The sequence below is a fragment of the Ruegeria sp. BI11 genome (genome assembly GCF_056538005.1).
On sequence record NZ_JBQFSM010000008.1, the window covers coordinates 105986 to 126428 of the forward strand.

Annotated in this window: 18 protein-coding genes; 9 read left to right on the forward strand and 9 right to left on the reverse strand. The window is 57.0% G+C overall.

Going from position 1 to position 20443, the window contains the following annotated elements; all coding sequences use genetic code 11:
• Position 1: 1 nt before the first annotated feature.
• Together ACR0DT_RS17090 and ACR0DT_RS17095 are read left to right on the forward strand one after the other, a co-directional pair.
• On the forward strand, positions 2-1201 hold the full coding sequence (locus ACR0DT_RS17090; RefSeq protein ID WP_480711912.1) for an aromatic ring-hydroxylating oxygenase subunit alpha: 1200 nt from the start codon (positions 2-4) through the stop codon (positions 1199-1201).
• Positions 1202-1226: 25 nt separating this feature from the next.
• Positions 1227-2795 (forward strand): trimethylamine methyltransferase family protein, encoded by a 1569-nt coding sequence (locus tag ACR0DT_RS17095; protein ID WP_480711913.1) that lies wholly within the window; start codon positions 1227-1229, stop codon positions 2793-2795.
• Positions 2796-2859: 64 nt separating this feature from the next.
• Here the strand turns inward: ACR0DT_RS17095 and ACR0DT_RS17100 are convergent, their stop codons facing one another.
• Complete coding sequence (locus tag ACR0DT_RS17100) at positions 2860-4254, reverse strand: aminotransferase (RefSeq protein ID WP_480711914.1); 1395 nt, start codon at positions 4252-4254, stop codon at positions 2860-2862.
• 59 nt (positions 4255-4313) lie between these two features.
• On the opposite strand from ACR0DT_RS17100, the gene ACR0DT_RS17105 reads away from it, so the two are divergent.
• Positions 4314-5012, forward strand: coding sequence for a TetR/AcrR family transcriptional regulator (locus ACR0DT_RS17105; protein WP_480711915.1), 699 nt, complete (start codon positions 4314-4316; stop codon positions 5010-5012).
• Positions 5013-5184: 172 nt separating this feature from the next.
• Here ACR0DT_RS17105 and ACR0DT_RS17110 read toward each other — a convergent pair whose 3' ends face one another.
• Complete coding sequence (locus ACR0DT_RS17110; RefSeq protein WP_480711916.1) at positions 5185-5667, reverse strand: MarR family winged helix-turn-helix transcriptional regulator; 483 nt, start codon at positions 5665-5667, stop codon at positions 5185-5187.
• An 80-nt stretch (positions 5668-5747) separates the two neighbouring features.
• Between ACR0DT_RS17110 and ACR0DT_RS17115 the strand changes: the two genes are divergently transcribed.
• Positions 5748-6653 (forward strand): EamA family transporter, encoded by a 906-nt coding sequence (locus tag ACR0DT_RS17115; RefSeq protein ID WP_480711917.1) that lies wholly within the window; start codon positions 5748-5750, stop codon positions 6651-6653.
• Positions 6650-7291 carry an NAD(P)-dependent oxidoreductase gene (locus tag ACR0DT_RS17120; RefSeq protein WP_480711918.1) on the forward strand — a complete coding sequence of 214 codons (642 nt, stop codon included), beginning with the start codon at positions 6650-6652 and terminating at the stop codon, positions 7289-7291. Before ACR0DT_RS17115 ends, ACR0DT_RS17120 begins: the two co-directional genes overlap by 4 nt.
• A 595-nt stretch (positions 7292-7886) precedes the next feature.
• Here ACR0DT_RS17120 and gph read toward each other — a convergent pair.
• On the reverse strand, positions 7887-8561 hold the full coding sequence (gph, locus tag ACR0DT_RS17125) for a phosphoglycolate phosphatase (RefSeq protein ID WP_480711919.1): 675 nt from the start codon (positions 8559-8561) through the stop codon (positions 7887-7889).
• A 226-nt stretch (positions 8562-8787) separates the two neighbouring features.
• Here gph and hemP point away from each other — a divergent pair, with 226 nt between their 5' ends.
• The gene (hemP, locus tag ACR0DT_RS17130) at positions 8788-8955 is read left to right on the forward strand and encodes a hemin uptake protein HemP (protein ID WP_082643681.1); all 168 of its coding nucleotides are present in this window, start codon (positions 8788-8790) and stop codon (positions 8953-8955) included.
• Positions 8952-9428 carry a hypothetical protein gene (locus ACR0DT_RS17135; protein WP_480711920.1) on the forward strand — a complete coding sequence of 159 codons (477 nt, stop codon included), beginning with the start codon at positions 8952-8954 and terminating at the stop codon, positions 9426-9428. The genes hemP and ACR0DT_RS17135 overlap by 4 nt, the downstream gene beginning before the upstream one ends.
• A 52-nt stretch (positions 9429-9480) precedes the next feature.
• Here the strand turns inward: ACR0DT_RS17135 and ACR0DT_RS17140 are convergent, their stop codons facing one another.
• The 5 genes from ACR0DT_RS17140 to ACR0DT_RS17160 all read right to left on the reverse strand — a co-directional run bounded on the left by ACR0DT_RS17140 (position 9481) and on the right by ACR0DT_RS17160 (position 17200).
• Positions 9481-12546, reverse strand: a complete 3066-nt coding sequence (locus ACR0DT_RS17140; RefSeq protein WP_480711921.1) for an aminotransferase class III-fold pyridoxal phosphate-dependent enzyme — start codon at positions 12544-12546, stop codon at positions 9481-9483.
• An 81-nt stretch (positions 12547-12627) separates the two neighbouring features.
• Positions 12628-13500 (reverse strand): NAD(P)-dependent oxidoreductase, encoded by an 873-nt coding sequence (locus ACR0DT_RS17145; protein ID WP_480711922.1) that lies wholly within the window; start codon positions 13498-13500, stop codon positions 12628-12630.
• A 95-nt stretch (positions 13501-13595) separates the two neighbouring features.
• Positions 13596-13985 carry a Cu(I)-responsive transcriptional regulator gene (gene cueR / locus ACR0DT_RS17150; RefSeq protein WP_480711923.1) on the reverse strand — a complete coding sequence of 130 codons (390 nt, stop codon included), beginning with the start codon at positions 13983-13985 and terminating at the stop codon, positions 13596-13598.
• Entirely contained in the window at positions 13982-16459 is a 2478-nt protein-coding gene (locus ACR0DT_RS17155) for a heavy metal translocating P-type ATPase (RefSeq protein ID WP_480711924.1), read from the reverse strand. Before ACR0DT_RS17155 ends, cueR begins: the two co-directional genes overlap by 4 nt.
• A 120-nt stretch (positions 16460-16579) precedes the next feature.
• Complete coding sequence (locus tag ACR0DT_RS17160; RefSeq protein WP_480711925.1) at positions 16580-17200, reverse strand: pyridoxamine 5'-phosphate oxidase family protein; 621 nt, start codon at positions 17198-17200, stop codon at positions 16580-16582.
• 304 nt (positions 17201-17504) lie between these two features.
• Between ACR0DT_RS17160 and ACR0DT_RS17165 the strand changes: the two genes are divergently transcribed.
• Together ACR0DT_RS17165 and ACR0DT_RS17170 are read left to right on the forward strand one after the other, a co-directional pair.
• The gene (locus tag ACR0DT_RS17165) at positions 17505-18068 is read left to right on the forward strand and encodes a TetR/AcrR family transcriptional regulator (protein ID WP_480711926.1); all 564 of its coding nucleotides are present in this window, start codon (positions 17505-17507) and stop codon (positions 18066-18068) included.
• Positions 18069-18166: 98 nt separating this feature from the next.
• A complete protein-coding gene (locus tag ACR0DT_RS17170; protein ID WP_480711927.1) occupies positions 18167-19324 on the forward strand; it encodes an acyl-CoA dehydrogenase family protein in 1158 nt (385 codons plus the stop codon).
• Between the two features lie 156 nt (positions 19325-19480).
• Here ACR0DT_RS17170 and ACR0DT_RS17175 read toward each other — a convergent pair whose 3' ends face one another.
• Entirely contained in the window at positions 19481-20380 is a 900-nt protein-coding gene (locus ACR0DT_RS17175; protein ID WP_480711928.1) for a LysR substrate-binding domain-containing protein, read from the reverse strand.
• Positions 20381-20443 lie beyond the last annotated feature (63 nt).

Consider the following 20443-nt stretch of genomic DNA (forward strand, 5'->3'; position numbering starts at 1 on the left):
TATGCCAAAAGATGACTTGCAAGTAATGCGCGACTTGATGGAAGCGCAGCGGGAAGGGTTCGCTTTGCCGCGTCATTTCTATACGTCTCAGGCAGTATACGAGAACGACATCAGTACGTTCTGGAGCCGCAACTGGATCTGGGTCGGCCATGTCAGCCAAGTCGCTGAACCAGGGGACTACTTCCTGTTCGATTACGGGCCTGAGTCTGTGATCATTGTGCGAGATCGTGAGGGCGAGGTACGCGCGCATCAGAACGTTTGTCGGCACCGCGGATCACGCGTTTGCATTGAACAGAAAGGCAAGGCGCGCAATTTTATCTGTCCCTATCACGCGTGGACCTTTGATCTGAACGGCAAGCTACGAAACGGGCGGTCAATGGGGCCGGATTTTGACCCGGGCCAGTACGGTCTGTTCCCGGTTCACGTGAAGATTTTTCAGGGTCTGATTTTCGTCGGCGCGGCTGATAACCCGCCACCGCTCGAGGCAGCTTTGGACAGGTTGGCCCCGCTTTCAAAGCCGTTCGATTTTGAAAACCTGAAGGTCGCCCACGAGGCCTCATACCCTGTTCCGGCGAATTGGAAGCTAGCCTTAGAGAACTATCTGGAATGCTATCACTGCGCGCCATCGCACCAGGATTATTCTCGCAGCCATTCGCTGAAAGATCCCGCTCAGGTTCTGGAATTCAGCGGGGCACTTCATGAGCGGATGGAAGAAGCCGGAGTTCCGACTGAGGAGCTGGACCTGACTGGCGAAAACGCGGTCGCTCCGGGGGCAGATGTGTATTGGCGGCGTTACCCGCTATTCCCCGGTTATTTGACGGGCAGCAAGGATGGTGCGCCGTTGGCTCCACCTCTGGGAGAGCTAAAATGTCACGACGGCGGTGCCACTGATTTGGGGATTGGAACACTGAACTACTTCCTCGTCTACGCGGATCACGTGGTCGGTTACAGGTTCGTGCCGCGCGCCCTTCAGGAAACGGATATTCAGATCGTCTGGTATGTGCGTAGCGACGCGGAAGAGGGGCGCGATTACGATAAGGATGCCCTGACGTGGCTGTGGCATGTCACGTCGCTCGATGATGAACGGATCATCCGGCACAATCAGGAAGGCGTGAACTCGCACCATTTCGTTCCGGGACCGCTGTCCGAGATGGAGTGGAGTATCCCCGGCTTCTATCGCAACTACTTCAGCATGATCTGAGACGCGCAAAATTCGGAGAAAGAACATGACAGAACTAACGCAGCGCAGATCACGACGGCGTGGGGGTGGACGCGAAGCGCGCGCGGCCGTGCGGACCAGCAACGCCGCCTCGCAGGCTATTTGGCCGGGCATTTCGGGGGGACGATACAAGCCACTGTCAGACGCAGACATGGTGCGCATTCACGAGGCTGCCCTCAGCATTCTGGAGCGCACTGGGGTAGGGGATCCTACGCGCGAAGTCCTTGATCTCGTGCTGCCTAAAGGGGCGACCGTGAACGCGCATGGCAGGCTGTGTTTTCCTCGTGCCTTGATGGAAGACCTGTTGGCCAATGCAGCCAGTGAGTTCTATGTCCATGCACGTGGATCGCGGGCTGGCAAAGACGATATGCACTGCACCAAGGACAAGGTGTATTACGCAAACTCGGGTACGGCGGTGACTACTTTCGACGCAGAAACGCGCAGCTACAGACCGTCAACGCTCAAGGATATTTACGACTTCACCCGTTTGGTTGACCGGCTCGATAATATTCACATGACCGGCGATACGGTTCTGGCGACGGATGTACCGCAAGATTACGAGCATGACATGAGCATGCTCTACGCCATTCTGGCAGGCAGCGAAAAACCATCCTGCCTGACATTCAGAACCCGCGAACACATTCAGGACGCGATACATCTGTTCGATCTGGCATCGGGCGGAGAGGGCAAATTCCTTGAAAAGCCTTCGGTCATTTTTGGTGGGTGTCCCATAGTATCCCCTCTCAGGTTCGGGCGGGAAAATCTGGAAATCCTGATCGATACTGCCAAGATGGGGCTTGTCTGCGATCTGGCCGTTCCCCCACAGGCTGGGGCGACGTCACCTGCGCCGTTGGCTGGTACGCTGGCGCAGGCGGTGGCCGAAACCCTGTCATGTGTCGCCATCGCTAACCTAATCAATCCGGGCACACCGGTGGTTTTTGCAGCCTGGCCCTTCATCACTGATCTACGCACAGGATCCTTTACAGGGGGAAGCGGTGAACAAGCGTTGATTTCGGCCGCAGCTATCCAGATGGGTAATTTCTACAACCTACCAACCAGCGTTGGATGCGGTATGACGGATTCCAAAATCCCTGATGCGCAGTACGGGTTGGAAAAAGCACTCACCTTCGCTTTGGCGGCCCATGCCGGGGCCAATAGACTTTGCGAATTTGGCGGGATGCTTGGCAGCCTTATGGGCTGTAGCTTTGAGTCAATGGTCATCGACAACGAAGCTGCGGGCATGATCTCGCGAACGCTTCGCGGGATTGAGGTGAGCGATGACACACTTTCGGTTGATGTCATCCATGAATGCGCGATTGACCCCGGTCATTTCCTCGGCAACGCGCAGACCTTGCAATACATGGAGACCGAATATGTCTATCCGACCCTATTGGATCGGGAGCTAACCGACACCTGGGAGAAGGCAGGCCGCCAGGACATGTTCGAGCGCAGCAGGTCGGTCGTGGACGATATTCTGTCTAGTCACTACCCGAACTACTTTGGTAGCAAGGCCGATGAAGAGGTGCGGTCCAAATTCCCGATCAAGTTGCCGCCTGAAGCGATGCGTGCTGGTTGAAATCGGCAGAACACGACAAAAGCATCGCAATGAGCAAGGTTGCGATGCTGTACCGATGCATCGTCTAAGTTCTAAACGCTCCTTGGCGTATCAGATCGCCGGTCGCCAACCGGATACCTCTTTCAAGGATATCGAACATCTGATTCAATTCGCCCTCCGCGATAATCAATGGTGGTGAAAACACGCACATGTTGATGATTGGTCGCAAGATCAGCCCGTTCTCCTGACAATGATGATCAATCAAGGCACCGACAGATTTATCAAGGTCCAACAGGTCTTCGGCATTAGCATCGGCCACACATTCGACGCATCCGACCAGCCCCATGCCGCGGGCGTCACCCACTAGGGGCAACTCTGCCAGAGCCTGTAGCCGCTCTTCGAACAAAGGTGTGATCGCGCGGACATGTTCCAGAACTCCGTCGCGTTCCATGATTTCAATTGTCTTCAGTCCAGCCGCTGCGCTTACCGGGTGGCCTGAATAAGTAAAACCATTTGAAAAGGTCGCGTTCTGCGCGTTTTCACCAGCTATATCCGCAATCAACCGGTCCGAGATGATGCAGGCCCCCATGGGTACATACCCAGACGTCATGCCTTTGGCACAGGTGATAATATCAGGTTGAATCCCAAAGACGTCTTCGGATGCAAACCAATGTCCGAGCCGCCCGAACCCGGTTACAACCTCATCCGAAATATACAGGACATCATATTTCCGGCAGATATCCAGGCAGCGCTGATGATACCCCGGCGGGGGTACGATGACCCCACCAGAGCACAGGATCGGTTCGGCAATAAAAGCAGCGACCTTGCCGGCTCCGGTCTGTAGGATCATGTTCTCCAGATCAGTGATTTTTTCGTTTAGAAAATCGTCAACCGTCTGACCGGGGCGACGTGTATACGGGTTCACATTCGGCAGGAAACGCGTCAGGTGAGAGGCTTGGTCCAGCCATCCTTTGTCGCGTTCTTTGCCAGATACAGAGGCCGCCAGATAAGTCGATCCGTGATAGGCCTTCTGCCGAGAGATCACGATCTTCTTTTCCGGTTTGCCCAGCAGGTTGTTGCGGAATTGTACAAAACGCAGCGCACTATCAACGGCCGTGGAACCACCGGTTGTAAAGAACACATGGTTCAGGTCACCGGGCGTTCGTTTTGCGATTTCATGCGCCAAACGGGCCGGAGTTGAGTTGGCGTTGTTGAAGGGCGAAAAATAAGCCATCTCCTTCGCCTGTTGGGCCATCGCATCAGCAATCTCGGTATTTCCATAGCCTAATTGAACGCACCACATGCCGGCAGGCCCGTCTATCAGGCGTTTTCCGTCCTCTGTCACAACGTGAATGCCACAGCCACTTTCGGCAAAGGTCCGTTCATTTTGACCCAGGCATGACATCCCCTCCCACGGGTGCAGGAAGTGTTCGTTGTCCCAGTCGCGTATGGACTGAAAATTAGAATTCAAAAGGGTCATGTAGCACCTTTGTGTAACATTTATCACAAAATGAATGATTGTTCATTCAGTGTCAATCCTTGAACTTCCGTTGGCCTAGATGCGAGAAGACAAGAAACAAACGCCAAGCGAAGGAAAATAAAATTACCGCCGAACACCAAACCCCATCTAACGCCCGAGATCTGAGCAAGTTGCAGAACCGGCAGCAACTGCTTCAGGCAGCTGCAGACGCCATTCATAAATTCGGAATTCGAGGAATCACTTCGGCAAGAATCCAGGAATTATCGGGATTGTCGCGGGGAATGGTGAACCTGCACTTTGGCTCCAAGGAAAAGCTGCTTCTTGCCGTGGCCGAGGAGTTGTCGGCGCGCTATGCAGGACAGTGGAAAACGATTGCGGAAGACCCAAAGCTGAGCTCAACGGAAAAGCTGCTTCGAATAATCGAGGCGGATTTCGATCCTTTTGTTCTGAATGCGCGCGATGTAGCGATTTGGTTCGCTTTCAGGGCAGAGGCGCTGTCCAATCCAGACATCTACCCGTTTATTGATTCGAGAGAGCAGGGCTTTCGAGAAACTATCCTTGAGCTATGCACGCGTATCAGGGATGAAACCGGTAGCGAGGACAGTGATCCGCAGCTTGCTACTGACGCGCTTATTGCTTTGCTTGAGGGGCTTTGGACCGATTTCCACTTGCATTCAGATTCGTTTGAAGTTGGCGATGCCTTAAAAGTCTGCCATTATGTGCTGCGGTCCATTTTTCCCAATCAGTTCACGCCATAACTGAAAGCCTTTTGAAAAATGAGTGCGGATTCTCTCTGTTACCGGGAACGAAGGGTGAGGCCATAGATCGCGAAATCCGTGCACCAAAATTCGAGAAACGTACGTTGGCAGCCTGTGCCACCTTGGTCCGCAATCGGCTAAATGAACACTTGGCTAACTGTCCGATTAGTAGCTACTTCAATGCTGCTGCAAGAGTTTTCAGGAGACAGTTTAGCTCGGTTCTTTTTTCGTCAGGCAAACCACCCATCAGACGGTGCTGTGTCTTGACGTGATCACTGACTGCGGCATCAATCGTCGAAAGTCCTCTTTCGGTAAGACGAATAAGAAAGCCCCGCCCATCGTCCGGGTTTGATACACGTTCCACCAAACCTGATTTGATAAGCTGATCCACGCGATTGGTCATCGTCCCGGACGTAACCATCGTCAAATCAAGAAGCTCTCCTGGAGACAACCCTTCCGGTTTTCCTGATCTTCTCAGCGTCGCTAGCACGTCAAAGCTGGCGGCGTTAAGACCATGCAATTTCCAAGTTTTTTCCATCCCTTTTCGCAATTCAAATGCGATGCGGGACAGGCGACCAATGGTTTCCATGGGCCCGACATCAAGGTCGGGCCGTGCGGTGTTCCATTGCTTGATGATGAGGTCCACGTGATCCATGGCGACACAGGTAGTCCAATTTTATCTTGACGTCAAGATTTATGCTTATATCTTGACGTCAAGATAAATAAGGAATCGTTATGAGACATCGTTTTGACATCGTCTTGACCGCCCTGGCGCCCCTTATTTGGGGCAGTACATACTTTGTAACGACTGAATTCCTGCCGGACGGGTATCCTATCACAATGGCCGCGCTGCGCGCTTTGCCGGCCGGTCTATTGCTGCTTCTGCTGTCCCGTCGATTGCCTCACGGGGTATGGTGGGTTCGTATCTTTGTGCTCGGCGCGCTCAACTTTACCCTGTTTTGGGCATTTCTCTTTGTGGCGGCTTACCGGCTTCCGGGTGGTGTCGCCGCGACTGTTGGCGCAATTCAGCCTCTTATCGTGATTTTTCTAGCGTCGATACTGCTGGGAACCAAAATTGGAATGTCCTCAATCGTTGCTGCGTTGCTGGGTATTGCCGGAGTCGGTCTGCTGGTTATGGGGGCCGGTGGGACGCTAGACCCGGTCGGGTTGGTCGCAGGGGTTGCCGGTGCGGTTTCGATGGGTGCGGGCACGGTACTGACCCGCAAGTGGCAACCGCCAGTCCCATTGCTGACGTTTACTGCCTGGCAGCTTACAGTAGGGGGCGTGCTACTCGTGCCGCTTGCACTCATGTTTGAGCCGCCTTTGCCAACTCTGACTGCTCGGAACCTCGCTGGGATTAGCTATCTGGGTTTGTTAGGAGCTTCGCTATCTTACATCTTGTGGTTCCGGGGTATTGCTCGCATCGACCCTGCGGCGGTATCAACGCTTGGTTTCCTTAGCCCGTTGTCTGCTGTCCTGATCGGGTGGACCCTTTTGGGGCAGAGCCTCACATTCTGGCAAATCATCGGAGCGGGCATAGTTCTTTCGGCGATTTGCCTCGGACAAACGACTCCCAGATCGTTTCGCCGCACCCTTTCAAGTGACGTAACTCAACACCCAAACCAAAAGGTAACGCAATGAAACTAATTATTTTTGGCGCTACAGGCGCTGTCGGTTCACGCATTGTCACCGAAGCTATCGAACGGGGTCACGAAGTCTCTGCGGTTGTCAGAAATCAAGCAGCTCTCGAAAAACTTCCCGGCGACGTATTCGGCCATGTTGTCAACCTCACCGATCCATCAGCCGTTGTTGCCGTGATGTCAGGTCATGATGTCGCGATAAGCTCTCTTCGAACGCCGAGCGGTCGAGAGGGCGAGGTTGTTGCCCTCACAAAGTCGATTGTTGATGGTGCTTCACTTGCTGGCATTCGGGTCATTATCGTGGGTGGTGCGGCGCGTTTGCGTTTGCCAAACGGAAGCCCACACACCGTCCTTTCCGATCCAGATTTTCTGCCCGACAGCATTGTCCCGACCGCGCGCGCTTCGTTCGCGCAAGCTGAATTGTGCCATGGCAATGTCGACGCAGATTGGACTTATGCAAGCCCCTCAGCGCTATTACGTCCTGGCGAACGTCTCGGTAAGTACAGAGTTGGTACCGATACCCTTCTGATCGACAAAAACGGTCGGTCGGAAATCTCGATGGAGGATTTTGCGGTGGCCTTGCTGGACGAAGCACAGAACGCGAAATTCAAACAGTCCTTTTTTACGGCGGGGTACTGAAGCGCCCATCCGATTCTCTTCGATGTTTGCGCGCCCGGTCATTCTTGCATGAGACCGGGTGCAACCTGGCGAAAGGTGATTGCGGTCTGACCCATGGAATAACCTTCCCCGGATCAGCCCAATCACTAGCGAACGGGCCAGGTTATGCTGACATTGCACGCGCCTAAGATTCGGCGCTGGAACATCTTAGATAAACACTTGTCGGGCAGAGAGATTTCTCACATCGTGACTTAATTTCTTTGAGACTGGCAGGGGTGCATTCGGGTTGGGCTTTGCTGAAGTGGAAAATGGTCGTCAAACACGCCTGTCCACATGAATTATCCGCAGACAGGCAACACTTGAATTTGCAGTTGCAGCGATAGGATGCTGGGTGCCCAAAAAACGAGAAAAAATTAACTGTGATTTCAACGCTGTCCGGGGCGCTACGGGAAACCCCCTATTTCGAAACTCAGGCCGATTCGTTAATTGTTCTGTATCGAACGGGTCATTCGGACGATACCACTTTTCCCCTGTGAGGGGCTGGCTACTTACCCCCTCGGCCGGCCCCTCAGTTACCGGCCACGACCCGTTTCAATCCTCCCTCGTTTAATCACTCTCAGGCGCGTTGTTCCTGCGATTGCAGCACTTGCGAGACCAGCGTGGGCAATTCGGACGATTGGCCATAGCTGGCGGTGTGCGGAATGTCAGCGACCGGTGATTTTCGGTAACCTTCCGTGAACAGCAAAAACGGCACCTGCGCGCGCTGGGCAGTTTCGGCATCTACCTCGCTGTCGCCGACGAACAGCTGCGGCCCGGCCATAGTGACGGCAGCAAAGCTGGCCTCAAGATGGGCGGGGTCGGGCTTGCGGGTGTTCAAACTGTCACCGCCTAGGACGGCATCGAAATGAGATGCAAGCCCCATCGCCTCGAGCACATGGCGCGCAGGGGCTTCGGGTTTGTTGGTGCAGACCCCCAGAACGCAGCCCATGTCACGCAGTTGTTCCAACGCCTGCTTAACGCCGGGGTAGACAACGGTTTTATCGCTGGAGGCGGCGTTGTAATGCGCGAGCGTCAGCCGGGTCAGGTCTGCATGTTGGTCCATCGACAGATCGCAATGCAGAATCACACGTTCGACCAGTTTTGGAAGGCCGTTGCCCACAAACTGTTTGATCTGGTCCTGCGGCAGGGGCGCGACGCCGGTGTCACGCAACATTTTGTTTGCGGCTGCGGCTAGATCAGGAAGGCTGTCCACCAGCGTTCCGTCCAAGTCGAACATGATTGTCGCGGCCATTGGCTGCCCCCGTAGCTTGAGTTCTCGCGAAAGTCGTACCCTGCCTGAATTTTCGGCGCAATCGCGGAGGTTTGGAGAATTTACCAGAACGGGACTTGACATACCTGACTAATTTAATCAGATTATAGTTCAAGACCACAGCCAACCCCTGTCAGGGTCAGCCAGATTAAGTGAAACGCGAACAGATTAAGGCATTTCGCCTGAGCCCCCTTCTGGAGTTGTCCTGATGAATATGCAGACCCCGAATCCCAGCCAATCCTATGCTGTCTCCATGCTGCCATCCCACAAGGCCGAAGAACTGACCAAAGGCGGCAACCTGGCCCATATCGAATTGGGCGACCAGCTGTACACGCTGCGCATTACCCGCGCCGGCAAGTTGATCCTGACGAAATGAGCGCTCCTTCCTCTCGGGGCGGGGCGACCGTTGGCCGTCTTTCAGACCTGAGCCCTGTTGAAGCCGGTGCCGTGATGTACCTACGACTTTGGGGTGACGGGGCACAGGGCCGCGCGGACGCCGCCAGTGATTTCGAAATCGCCTTGGGCTCAGAATGTGGGCGCGCCGCGATGGTGTCACTTGACCGTCTGTGTGCGCTGTGCGCCCATCACGGGCGCCGCCCGCTTATCCGACACGGGTTAGGGTGCTCCTGTCTGGGCGCTGACGAAAATTGCTTTGCTCAGATGATCGCCGCGGCCTCGGAAGGATCCCGCGAAGACGCGATGATGATGGCGTCCCTGCTTGTACGGCCGGACTTTGCTCCCGCTCTGGCCTCACTGTCCGAAGAACTGGGACTGGCGTTGCGTCGCATGACCGCGTCAGTTTCGCTGCCCACGACCGGGCACCAACCCCCCGCCGCCCTGCTGCATTAAGCAGCAGCCAAGCGCGAAACCCCGGCCACCCTCGTGCCGGGGTTTATTTATTTCAGCAACATCCGCATCCGGCATGATGGTCATGGTGATCGATGGCAGGGACGGGGGCAAAGTCGCCTACCTCGGTCAGAACATCCCGCAGCGCCCAGAGGATCATGTCAACATCCTCGGCCTCGATCGTCAGTGGTGGACGGATTTTCAGGATATTGTCCTTGGGCCCTTCGCTGCCGATCAGAATGCGATGATCGCGCATCCGGTTCTTGACGTATTTGCAGATATCGGTGCCTTCTGACCCATCCGGGTTGATCAGTTCAACCCCAAGGAACAAACCCATCCCGCGCACATCGCCAACGCATCCGAAATCGGTTTCGAGCTTTCGCAGCCCGTCCATCAGGCGTGCACCCATCTCGCGGGCGTTCTCCTGCAAACCCTCGTCATCGACGATGTCCAGCACCTCTTTGCCAATCCGGCAGGACAGGGTCGAGCCACCAAAGGTCGAGAAGAATTCGATCCCATTGTCAAAGCTTTGGGCGATTTCCTTGGTCGTAACCAGCACGCCCAGCGGATGGCCGTTGCCGATGGGTTTGCCCATGACAACGATGTCCGGCAGCGCGCCCTGATGTTCAAAGCCGAAATAGTAATCACCAAGTCGCCCAAGCCCGGTCTGAACCTCATCCGCGATACAAACGCCTCCCGCCGCGCGGATTTTTTCATAAACCGCTGGCAGATAGCCTTGGGGCGGAATGATCTGTCCACCGACCGAGGGGAAGGTCTCGGCGATGAAACCTGCCACACCTTGCCCCTTGCCCTGTAGGGCTGCAATCGCCGGATCAACTAAATCCGCGTATTTCTGAGCGCGGTCTGGATCATTGCGTTTGAACGATCCGCGATAGTCGTCGGCCACCTCGACCACCTCGACCCAATCGGCCTGACCGACACCGCCGGGTTTGTTGAACTTATAGGCCGAGATCGCAACAGCGGCGTTGGTGTTGCCGTGATAGCCGTGATCGGGCGTTACGATCCCCTTGGCGCCGGTATGGGCGCGGGCCAGACGCAGGGCCAATTCGTTGGCTTCGGTGCCTGAATTGACGAAGAAGCAGACCTCGAAATGATCCGGCAGTTTCGACAGCACCTTGTCGGCAAAGGCCGTTTGCGCCGGGTGCAGATAGCGGGTGTTTGAATTCATCCGCTTGAGTTGATCCGCCGCCACAGCCTGAATTCGCGGATGCGCGTGGCCTACATGGGGCACGTTGTTATAGGCGTCCAGATAGGGCCGCCCCCATTCGTCGAACAGGTGATGCTTCCAGCCGCGTACCAGCATGACCGGATCATCATAGGTCAGGCTGAGGTTGCCACCGAAATGATCGTTCCGCCCCTGCAGGATCGCCTGTTTGTCGGTGGGGCGATAGAACACTTTCTCGTCCGGCAGGTTCAGCAGCGCCGCAGGGTTGGGGCAGACGGCGTGCCAAAGCTCCATCTCATCCGGGTCGCCGACACCGGGCCAGTCGGTCTGCATTCCGTCTGTGGTCAAGGCCAGCTGGAAATGCACATGCGGGGCCCAACCACCATTCTGGCTGGCGTCCCCCAACCGGGCAAATGCCGCGCCTTGCGCGACCGGATCGCCCGGTTTCAACCGGTCGCAGACCTCGGGGTCCAGATGACCGTAGAGTGTATAGAACGGATCACCTTCGGGCGTTTCATGATGCAGGATCACCACGCCACCATAATCCAGATGGGCGTCGCGAATCTCGACCGCTTCGACCCGGCCACTCATCGGCGAATGTAACACGGTGCCCGCCGGTGCAAACACATCCACCGCCAGATGCACGGTGCGCCGGTCCGAGGCCTTCCACGGCCCCTTGCGGAACCCGGGTTCGGCATAGATCAGGCGGGGTTCGTTGTAATAGCCCAGCCACAGGCCTTCGCCGAATTCCTCACCCACCCGTGCGGCTTCTTCCAGCGGCATATGGAAAGGGTTTTGTGGCCATGTCGAGTTTTCAACCGACAGCGACCCCATGGGTACATTGCTCAGGTCGTGGTCGAACATCTGCGCGAACTGCCCGCGATGTTCGGACAGATAGGCATGAATGCGCTCGGCCCCGCCGGTGACTGGCAAACCACAGGCCGTTCGCAGACGGGCCGCCATCAGGTCGCCATTCACGGCTGCATTTTCAAGGAACCGCCAGGCGGGGGTCTGACTGATAGTCACATAAGGATCGTCCGGGTTCTCGGCCGCCATCAGGGTCGAGTTCACGACGGACACCGCAAGCCGCATCCGCAGCAAGGGCCAGATCAGATCAATCTCATCAGGACGCAGTCGATTGGCCGCGTGGTAGCCCCGCACAAGGGCGGCAAGCGCGCGTTCCGGTTTGGGGTGATCCAGAGCGATATAGGCCCCCGCAATCGCCAGATCACAGATGCGCGGCGCGGCGCACATATCGCCCAGATCTATCAGGCCCGAGATACTCTGCCGTTGACCCAATTCACCTTCGACCAGAATGTTATAGTCGTTGGCGTCGTTGTGGATGGCCTGTTTCGGCAACCCCGCCAACGCACCCGAGATCGCCGCGAACTTATCGCAAATCCCAGACAGCAACGCTCGGCGTGTAGGATCGGGGATTACATCCAGTCGGTCAGCGACCCAACCAGCCTGCGTCAAGTCCCATTTGAAATCAGCGCGATGCAGCCCGTCATGGGCAAAGCGCTCCAACGCCTTGTCGGTCGCTCCCAAAACACGGCCTAGTTTCAGGATCAAAGCCTCAGATTTAGGTGCGGCCTTGGCGTAACATTGCCCGGGCAAACATTCGAGCAACCAGACCAGCCGCATCTGACCCTGCTGATCGGCAATCTCTGGCAGCATCGCTCCATTCAGGTCCGGATACATCTGAGGGAACGGCAGCCCCGGCGCCTCACCCGCGATATGGGCTAAAGCCTTGATTTGCAGATCAACGAACTCGGCCTCGCACCCGGGGCGCATGACTTTCAGCACAAAATCCTGACCATTGGTGGCCCGAACCAAAAAGTTCAGATCATATTCGCCATCCAGCCGCGTCAGCTTGGCGTCCAGCCCCCAATGGGCGCGCAGGGCATTCGCCCAGAATGCAGTCAAGTCGCTCATACGCTTCCCTGTCCAATTTTCACCGGAATACCTTTCATGTGGCCCAACGGGTCAAAAGGGGGCGGAAAGCCCCCAATGTCGTCAGTCCAGCGCGCGCAGCCGCTTGAACAGCGAGGACGTATCCCACCGTCCACCACCCAGCTTTTGCACATCCTTGTAGAATTGATCGACCAGCGCCGTCACCGGCAGAGACGCCCCGGTGTCGTCTGCCGTCTCAAGGCAAATCCCCAGATCCTTGCGCATCCAGTCAACCGCGAAACCATGCTCGAAATGATCGTCCAGCATGGTTTCAAAGCGGTTTGCCATCTGCCAGCTTCCTGCGGCGCCCTGACTGATCACTTCGACAACGGACCGTCCGTCCAGCCCGGCTTTCTCGGCGAAATGCAGCGCTTCGCTCAGGCCCTGAACCAGACCGGCAATGGCAATCTGGTTGCACATCTTGGTCAACTGACCGGCGCCGCTGTCGCCGATCCGGCGGCAGATTTTGGAATAGACCTGCATGATCGGTTCGGCCGCATCATAAGCCGCCTGATCACCGCCGCACATGATTGACAAGACACCATTCTCGGCCCCCGCCTGACCGCCCGAGATCGGGGCGTCCACAAACGCGATACCCTTGCCTTGGCCAGCCGCATAAAGCTCACGAGTCACTGTGGCGGAAACGGTTGTGTGATCGACGAAAATCGCACCTTTAGCCATGCCGTGAAAGGCGCCATCTTCGTCCGTGCAAATCATCCGCAGATCATCATCATTGCCGACGCAGGCCATGACGAATTCCGCGCCTTGTGCGGCCTCTTTTGGAGTGGTTGCCATCGCGCCGCCGTGTTGGGCAACCCAGGCTTCTGCCTTTGCCGCAGTGCGATTGTATACGGTCACCTCATGACCCGCCGCTTGCAAGTGACCGGCCATTGGATAGCCCATGACGCCCAGACCCAGAAACGCAACTTTTGCCATATGGTGATCCTTTCTGTTGTCCGGCTCAATTCATTCGGCAGGCCGGATTGTCAGGCAGAGACAAAGCAAAGCCGCGCCCAAAGAGCAACCCCGTGTCAGGGCTTACCGCCCAAATCCTGCAGGATCGGACAATCGGGCCGGTCATCCCCGGCGCAGGCGTCGATCAAATGGCCCAGCGTGTCGCGCATCGCGTTGAGATCGGCGATCTTGGTTTCGATCTGCACCAGGTGCGCGCGTGCAACCTTTTTGACATCGGCGCTGGCGCGGGTTTCGTCCTCATAGAGCGCCATCAGCGTGCGGCAATCCTCGATCGTGAACCCCAGCGCGCGGGCACGGCCCAGAAAGTTTAGCTTGTGCACATCTTGTTCGCGGAACCGGCGATAGCCGTTGTCGTCACGCACGGGTTTGATCAGGCCGATATCCTCGTAATACCGGATCGTCTTGGCAGGCAGGCCGGTTTGGGATGCAACGTCTCCGATATTCATGGGGTCACCGTATGGGAATTATGATCTTGAGGTGTTTCGGGCAGTGCGGCCCGGACACGCCGCAAGCGCAGCGCGTTCGATACCACGAAGACGCTGGATAACGCCATCGCTCCAGCGGCGAGGGCGGGGGATAATAGATGCCCGCTGAACGGGTACAGCATCCCGGCGGCCACAGGGATCAGCAGGATGTTGTAACCAAAGGCCCAGCCGAGGTTCTGGCGGATGTTGCGCATGGTGCGCCGGCTGATCTCGACCGCATTAGCCACACCGCGCAGATCACCGGACATCAGCACCACGTCCGCGGTTTCAATCGCCACATCGGTACCGGTGCCGATTGCCACGCCGATATCGGCTGCAGCCAGGGCCGGAGCATCATTGATGCCATCTCCAACAAAAGCCAGCGTTCCGAATTGTTCGCGCAGCGCGGTTATGGCGGCCAGTTTGCCGTCGGGCATGACCTCGGCCGTGACATGGTCAATGCCCAGCCGGTCGGCCAGCGCTTGCGCGGTGCGAGCGTTGTCACCGGTCACCATCGCCAGTTTCAGACCCATCGCGTGCAATCTTTCCAACGCGTCCTGCGTGCCGGGCTTCACCGGATCTGACACCGTAAGCAGTGCTGCGGCCTGGCCGTCAACAGCGACGAACAGAGGTGTGGCACCTTCACTGGCGCGTTGGTCGGCCTCTGCCGTCAGCGTGCTTAGATCCACCCCATTCTGCGCCATCAAACGAGGGGAGCCGATCAACAGATCGTGTCCTTCGACCTTCGCACGAACGCCCAGCCCGGTGAGGGATTCAAACGTCGATATTGCGGGCAGATCCGTGGGACCTGCGCGGGTAATTGCGGTGGCGATGGGGTGTTCTGACTGCGCCTCAACCGCAGCGGCCATCCGCAGAACGGCGTCGCGATCAAAGCCGTTCACTGTGGTGACGCTCTCCAACTCGGGTCGCCCCAGGGTCAGGGTTCCGGTCTTGTCCAGTGCGATGACCCTGGCTTGCTGCAGTTGCTGCAATGCATCGCCTTTGCGGAACAATACGCCCAGCTCAGCCGCGCGCCCGGTTCCCACCATGATCGAGGTCGGCGTCGCCAACCCCATCGCGCAGGGGCAGGCAATGATCAGGACCGAGACCCCAGTGACCAACGCCATCGGCAGTGCAGGCGTGGGGCCAAAGATCAGCCAGACCAATATCGTCAGCAGCGCGACCGTGATGACTACCGGTACGAACCACGCGGTGATACGGTCGACCAGCCCCTGAATCGGCAGCTTGGCGCCTTGCGCCTGTTCGACCATCCGAATGACCTGCGCCAGCACTGTATCGGCCCCAACCCGCTTAGCGCGAATTCGCAATGCACCAGTGCCATTGACCGTGCCTCCAACGACCTGATCGGCTGGGGATTTGCCCACTGGAACCGGTTCACCTGTGATCATGCTTTCATCCACGTATGAGGTGCCCTCAAGCACTTCCCCATCTACCGGAACCCGCTCACCCGGGCGGATCTGAAGAATACTCCCAACAGTAATATCGGTGATCGGGCGGTCGACGAACGTGCCATCCATCTCGACCCGCGCGGTTTTGGGCTGCAACCCCACCAGTTTGCGGATCGCAGCACCTGTCCTGCCTTTGGCACGGGCCTCCATCACCCGGCCTAGCAGGATGAGGACCACGATGACCGAAGCTGCTTCGAAATACACATTGGCGCTGCCCTGCGGCAAGATCCGCGGCGCAAAAGTGGCCGTGACCGAGAACAGGTAAGCCGCCCCCGTGCCTAAAGCCACAAGTGCATTCATATCCGGCGATCCACGCAGCAGCGAAGGGATTCCTTTGACGTAGAAAACACGTCCCGGCCCCAGCAACAGCACCGAGGTCAGCGCGAACTGGATCAGATGGCTGTTTTGCGGGCCAATGCTGGCCTGCACCCAGTGATGAAAGGCCGGGATCATATGGCCGCCCATCTCCAACACGAACACGGGCAGGGCCAAGATGGCGGCCAACACGGTGGCGCGGGTCAGCGCGTGAGCCTCTTCTGCTTTGCCCTGATCGGTCTGGGGTTCGGCTGTGTCTGCCACGCGCGCAGGATACCCGACCTCTTCACAGCGTTTGGCCAGCATCTGAGGATCGGTCGCGCCGTCGACATAAGTGACTTGCGCGCTTTCCGTGGCCAGATTGACCTGAGCGTCGACCACTGCCGGATCAGCTTCCAGCGTATTTTCTATCCGGGACACGCATGAGGCACAGCTCATACCAGCGATTTTCAGCGTCGTTTGTCGCGTTGCGGCGGGATATCCTGTATTCGACAGGGCGTTGATCAAACCGCTGACCTGACCGTCATATGTCACCTGCGCGGTTTCGGTGGCAAAATTGACCGAGGCGTCAGACACGCCCGGTACATCCCGCAGCGCGGTTTCCACCCGACCGACACAAGAGGCACATCCCATGCCCGAAATTTTCAACTGAATTGTCTGCGGTGCAGCCATCCGACTCATCCTATCGTGACTTTCACCCCCCAGATGAGGGTTCCAGTCACGGGAAGGTCAAGGGGTCATGTCAGATTTCCAAAAAATCTGGGCACATAAATGGCTTCGGGCAGGAATGGGTCAAGACCGTCGAGACAGCTGTTGCTTCAACTGTTCGTTTTCGGCCTGCAACTGTGCCAATTGTTGGCCAAGCGCATTCAAATGCGGGCGTAACTCGGCTTCGGTGAAGCGGGGCGTGATATTTTGCGGGCAATTCCAGTCCAGTGCCTCAACCCGGATAATAGCGGCACGTTCGGCCGGGGCTTCGGCGCCTTTGGGATAGAGGTCGGCCGCAGCGGCCGCGCCTTCGGTGAATTCCGCGCGGCCCAGAACCTTGAGGCGCCGCTGGTTGGCATAATCCATCAGGATTAGGGCGATCCGGTCGTTTCCATCCAGGTTCCCGCGCGAGATATACTGTTTGTTGCCTGTGAAATCGGCATATCCGATGGTTTGCGAGTCCAGTACCTTCAGAAACCCAATTGGCCCGCCGCGATATTGGACGTAGGGCCAGCCGGTTTCAGAAACGGTGGATTGATAGAACCCGTCGCGTGCCTCGATAAACGCCTTTTCGGCCGGGCCGATCTGATGACCTTGTACCGGGCCGCCTTCAATGAATTTTGCGTAGGCCCGTGCCGAGCCCATCCGTTCCTGATGCGCAAGGACAGTGGGGGTAAATGTCAGTTCCGAGAAAGCGCGCGGCATGTGGTGTCCTTTCACAGTCCTAAGGCAGACGGACTGGGGTATTCGTTGTGGCCTGATTTTATGTCAGGGCAGCTGCAATCATAGCCAGCGTCAACAGAACGGGGACGTATTGCGGCGAGAAAAAGCTGACATGGCGTTTCATCTGATCGCTCCGGGTTTACTGATCGGTACATCTTTTGCCTAATGTGTACCGATCAGTAAGCTTTCGCAAGCAATTTTTCAGCATGTTCGGAAAATCTCTGGATGGTTGTCGGAGGCGCTATGGGGCATTATGTACTGATCTGTACACGCAGGAGTCCGCAATATGCGCCCAAACAAACGTGATGAACTGGTCCGCAAGTCCTTACAGGTCTTTTATCGTGACGGGTTTCACGCCACTGGAATGGATAAGCTGGTGGTGGAAACGGGTGTGTCCAAGACCTCGATGTACAAACATTTTCGCACCAAAGAGGAATTGATTCTGGCTGCCCTGCGATTGCGGGACGAAACCTTTCGCGAGGACTTCCTGCGCCGCATTCAGGAGCTTGCGGATACCCCTGCCGGTCAGTTGCTGGCCAGTTTTGACGTGCTGCGCGAATGGTTCCAAGAGGACCAGTATCGCGGTTGCCTGTTCATTAAGGCCGGGGCGGAATATCAAGAGAGTGATCACCCGATCCACAAGCAGTCGGCTGAACACAAGCAGATCATATTGGATTATTTGACCGATCTGGCACGCAAAGCCGGAGCTCGCGATCCGGAACATTTGGCCTGTCGGATACAGCTGTTGCAGGAAGGTGCGATTGTTACGGCTGTGTTCATGAAATCCTGCGAGCCTGCGCAAGAGGCAAAGGATGTCGCTCAGGTGCTGCTGGACGCCGCGCTGGCGTGATCTTTCAAAAGAACGTTACGTTGCAACGCGTTGTGCGGATTGGATTGCGCTGACACCAAAGCTACCTTGTTCGAGGGCAGAATTGGGGAGAACGCCGCATGTCGCTTTTTACTACGACCGCAAGTTGGGTAACCGAAGAACACCGGATGTTTGCCGAAATGGCGGATCGGTTCATGGAGGATGAACTGGTTCCCAATATCGACCAATGGATCGAAAATGGCGTCGTGGACCGGGACATGTGGCGTAAGGCCGGGAACATGGGTCTGATGGCGGGCGCAATCCCCGAGGGTTACGGCGGTGTGGGCGGTGGTGTCGGATTTGATGCGGTTACGATGTACGCGCAATCCTCTCACGGAGATTCCGGGTGGGGCTATGCGATCCAATCTATCGTCATCCACTACATCAACGCCTATGGCAGCGAAGATCAAAAGCAGAACTGGCTGCCAAAACTGGCCTCGGGCGAGATGGTTGGCGCCCTCGCCATGACCGAACCCGGAACTGGGTCGGATGTGCAGGCCATTCGTACGACTGCGGACAAGGATGGGAACTCTTACCGTCTGAACGGGTCCAAGATTTTCATAACCAACGGGCAGTCGGCAGACCTGATCCTTGTTGCGTGCAAGACGGACAAGGCGTTGGGCTCAAAAGGTGTTTCCCTGATCGGAGTTGAGACCGACAGTGCCGAGGGGTTCCGAAAAGGGCGCAACCTCAAGAAACTGGGAATGAAGGCCAATGACACGGCCGAGCTGTTCTTTGAAGATGTCAAGGTGCCCATGACCAACCTTCTAGGCGCGGAAGAGGGGCAAGGTTTCTATCAGATGATGAACCAATTGCCATGGGAACGCCTGACGATTGGCATCGGGGCGCTGGGCGCAATAGATTTCGCCATCGCCGAGACGGTGAAATACACGCAAGAGCGTAAGGCCTTTGGGCAACGGGTGATGGATTTCCAGAACACGCGCTTCAAACTGGCCGAATGCAAGACCAAGGCCGAGATTCTGCGCAGCTTCGTCAATGATTGTATCGCGCGGCTTGAGGCCGGCACGCTGGATGCGGCAACCGCCTCGATGGTGAAATACTGGGGGTCGGAAGTGCAGAACGAAATCATGCACGAATGCCTGCAGCTGTTCGGTGGGTATGGTTTTATGATGGAATACCCGATTGCCCGTCTTTACGCGGATGCGCGTGTTCAGATGATCTATGGCGGCACCAATGAGATCATGAAGGAACTCATCGCCCGATCCCTGGATACCTGACTGGATCGGGCGCTCCCGCCCGTCGTCAATGTTTCTGATGAAACGTCTCCTCCCGTTGGGCCAGGCAAGCGCGGGCACAGCCCGCGCTTGCCTGGCCCCCTGCCGTCCGCAGTACGCAAGGCCAAAGGCCGCTCAGGGCCACCTTGCAACTCTGTTCTAGGTATCCGGGGTCTGATCAATCTGGTCTTGTAGCCAATCCCGGAATGATCTGAGCGGTTCAGATTCCGCCCGGGACTGCGGCCAGACAAGGTAGAAATCCCCAAGGCTGACCCCCGGGCCATGCCACGCTGGGAAGAGCCGCCCGGCAGCCAGATCGGCCTCGATCAGATAGCTTGGGAGCAATGCCACACCCAGCCCATGAATGGTTGCCTGCCCCATGGTCGAGAACTGATCGAACAGCATTCCCTGTGTCCCGGATACCTCATGACCTTGGGTGGCGAACCATTTCTCCCAGGCTTCGGGGCGTGTCTCGAGATGCAGCAGGGGAGCTTTGGTCAGCCATTCGATGTCATCGCTGTTATCGGGCAACAATTCGGGTGCGCATACCGGCACCACATCCTCGCGCATGATAGGTAGGTAGTTCATACCTGCCCAGTCACGCTGGCCAAAGTGAATCGCGGCGTCGAATTGCTCGGTGTCAAAGTCGAAAGGTCGCAGTCGTGTATTCAGGTTTACCGTGACCTCTGGGTGGCGCCGGGCGAAATCCTGCAATCGGGGCGCTAGCCAATGCATGCCAAAGGCGGGCAGGATCGACAGGTTCAGCGACCCGCCGGTCGGGTTGGCCTTGAGCTTCAGCGACGCCTGCGCCAGTTGGTTTAACGCCGTACGAGCGACCTGCACGTATTCCTTTGCTGCAGGCGTCAGATGCAGCCGCATCTGGTTGCGCTGGATCAGGGCAACGCCCAGTTGCTCCTCCATCGATTTGAGCTGACGGCTGATCGCGCTTTGGGTCAGCGACAGCTCTTCGGCGGCGGCAGAGGCGCTGCCAAGGCGGTCGACGGCTTCGAGCGCTAACAAAGACGGGATCGATGGCAGAAAGCGACGCGGGGCGATCATATGACAAATCCTCATACCTTTCGGAAGGAATATCACTGGCTTTTGCCGCGCGCCAGCCCGATA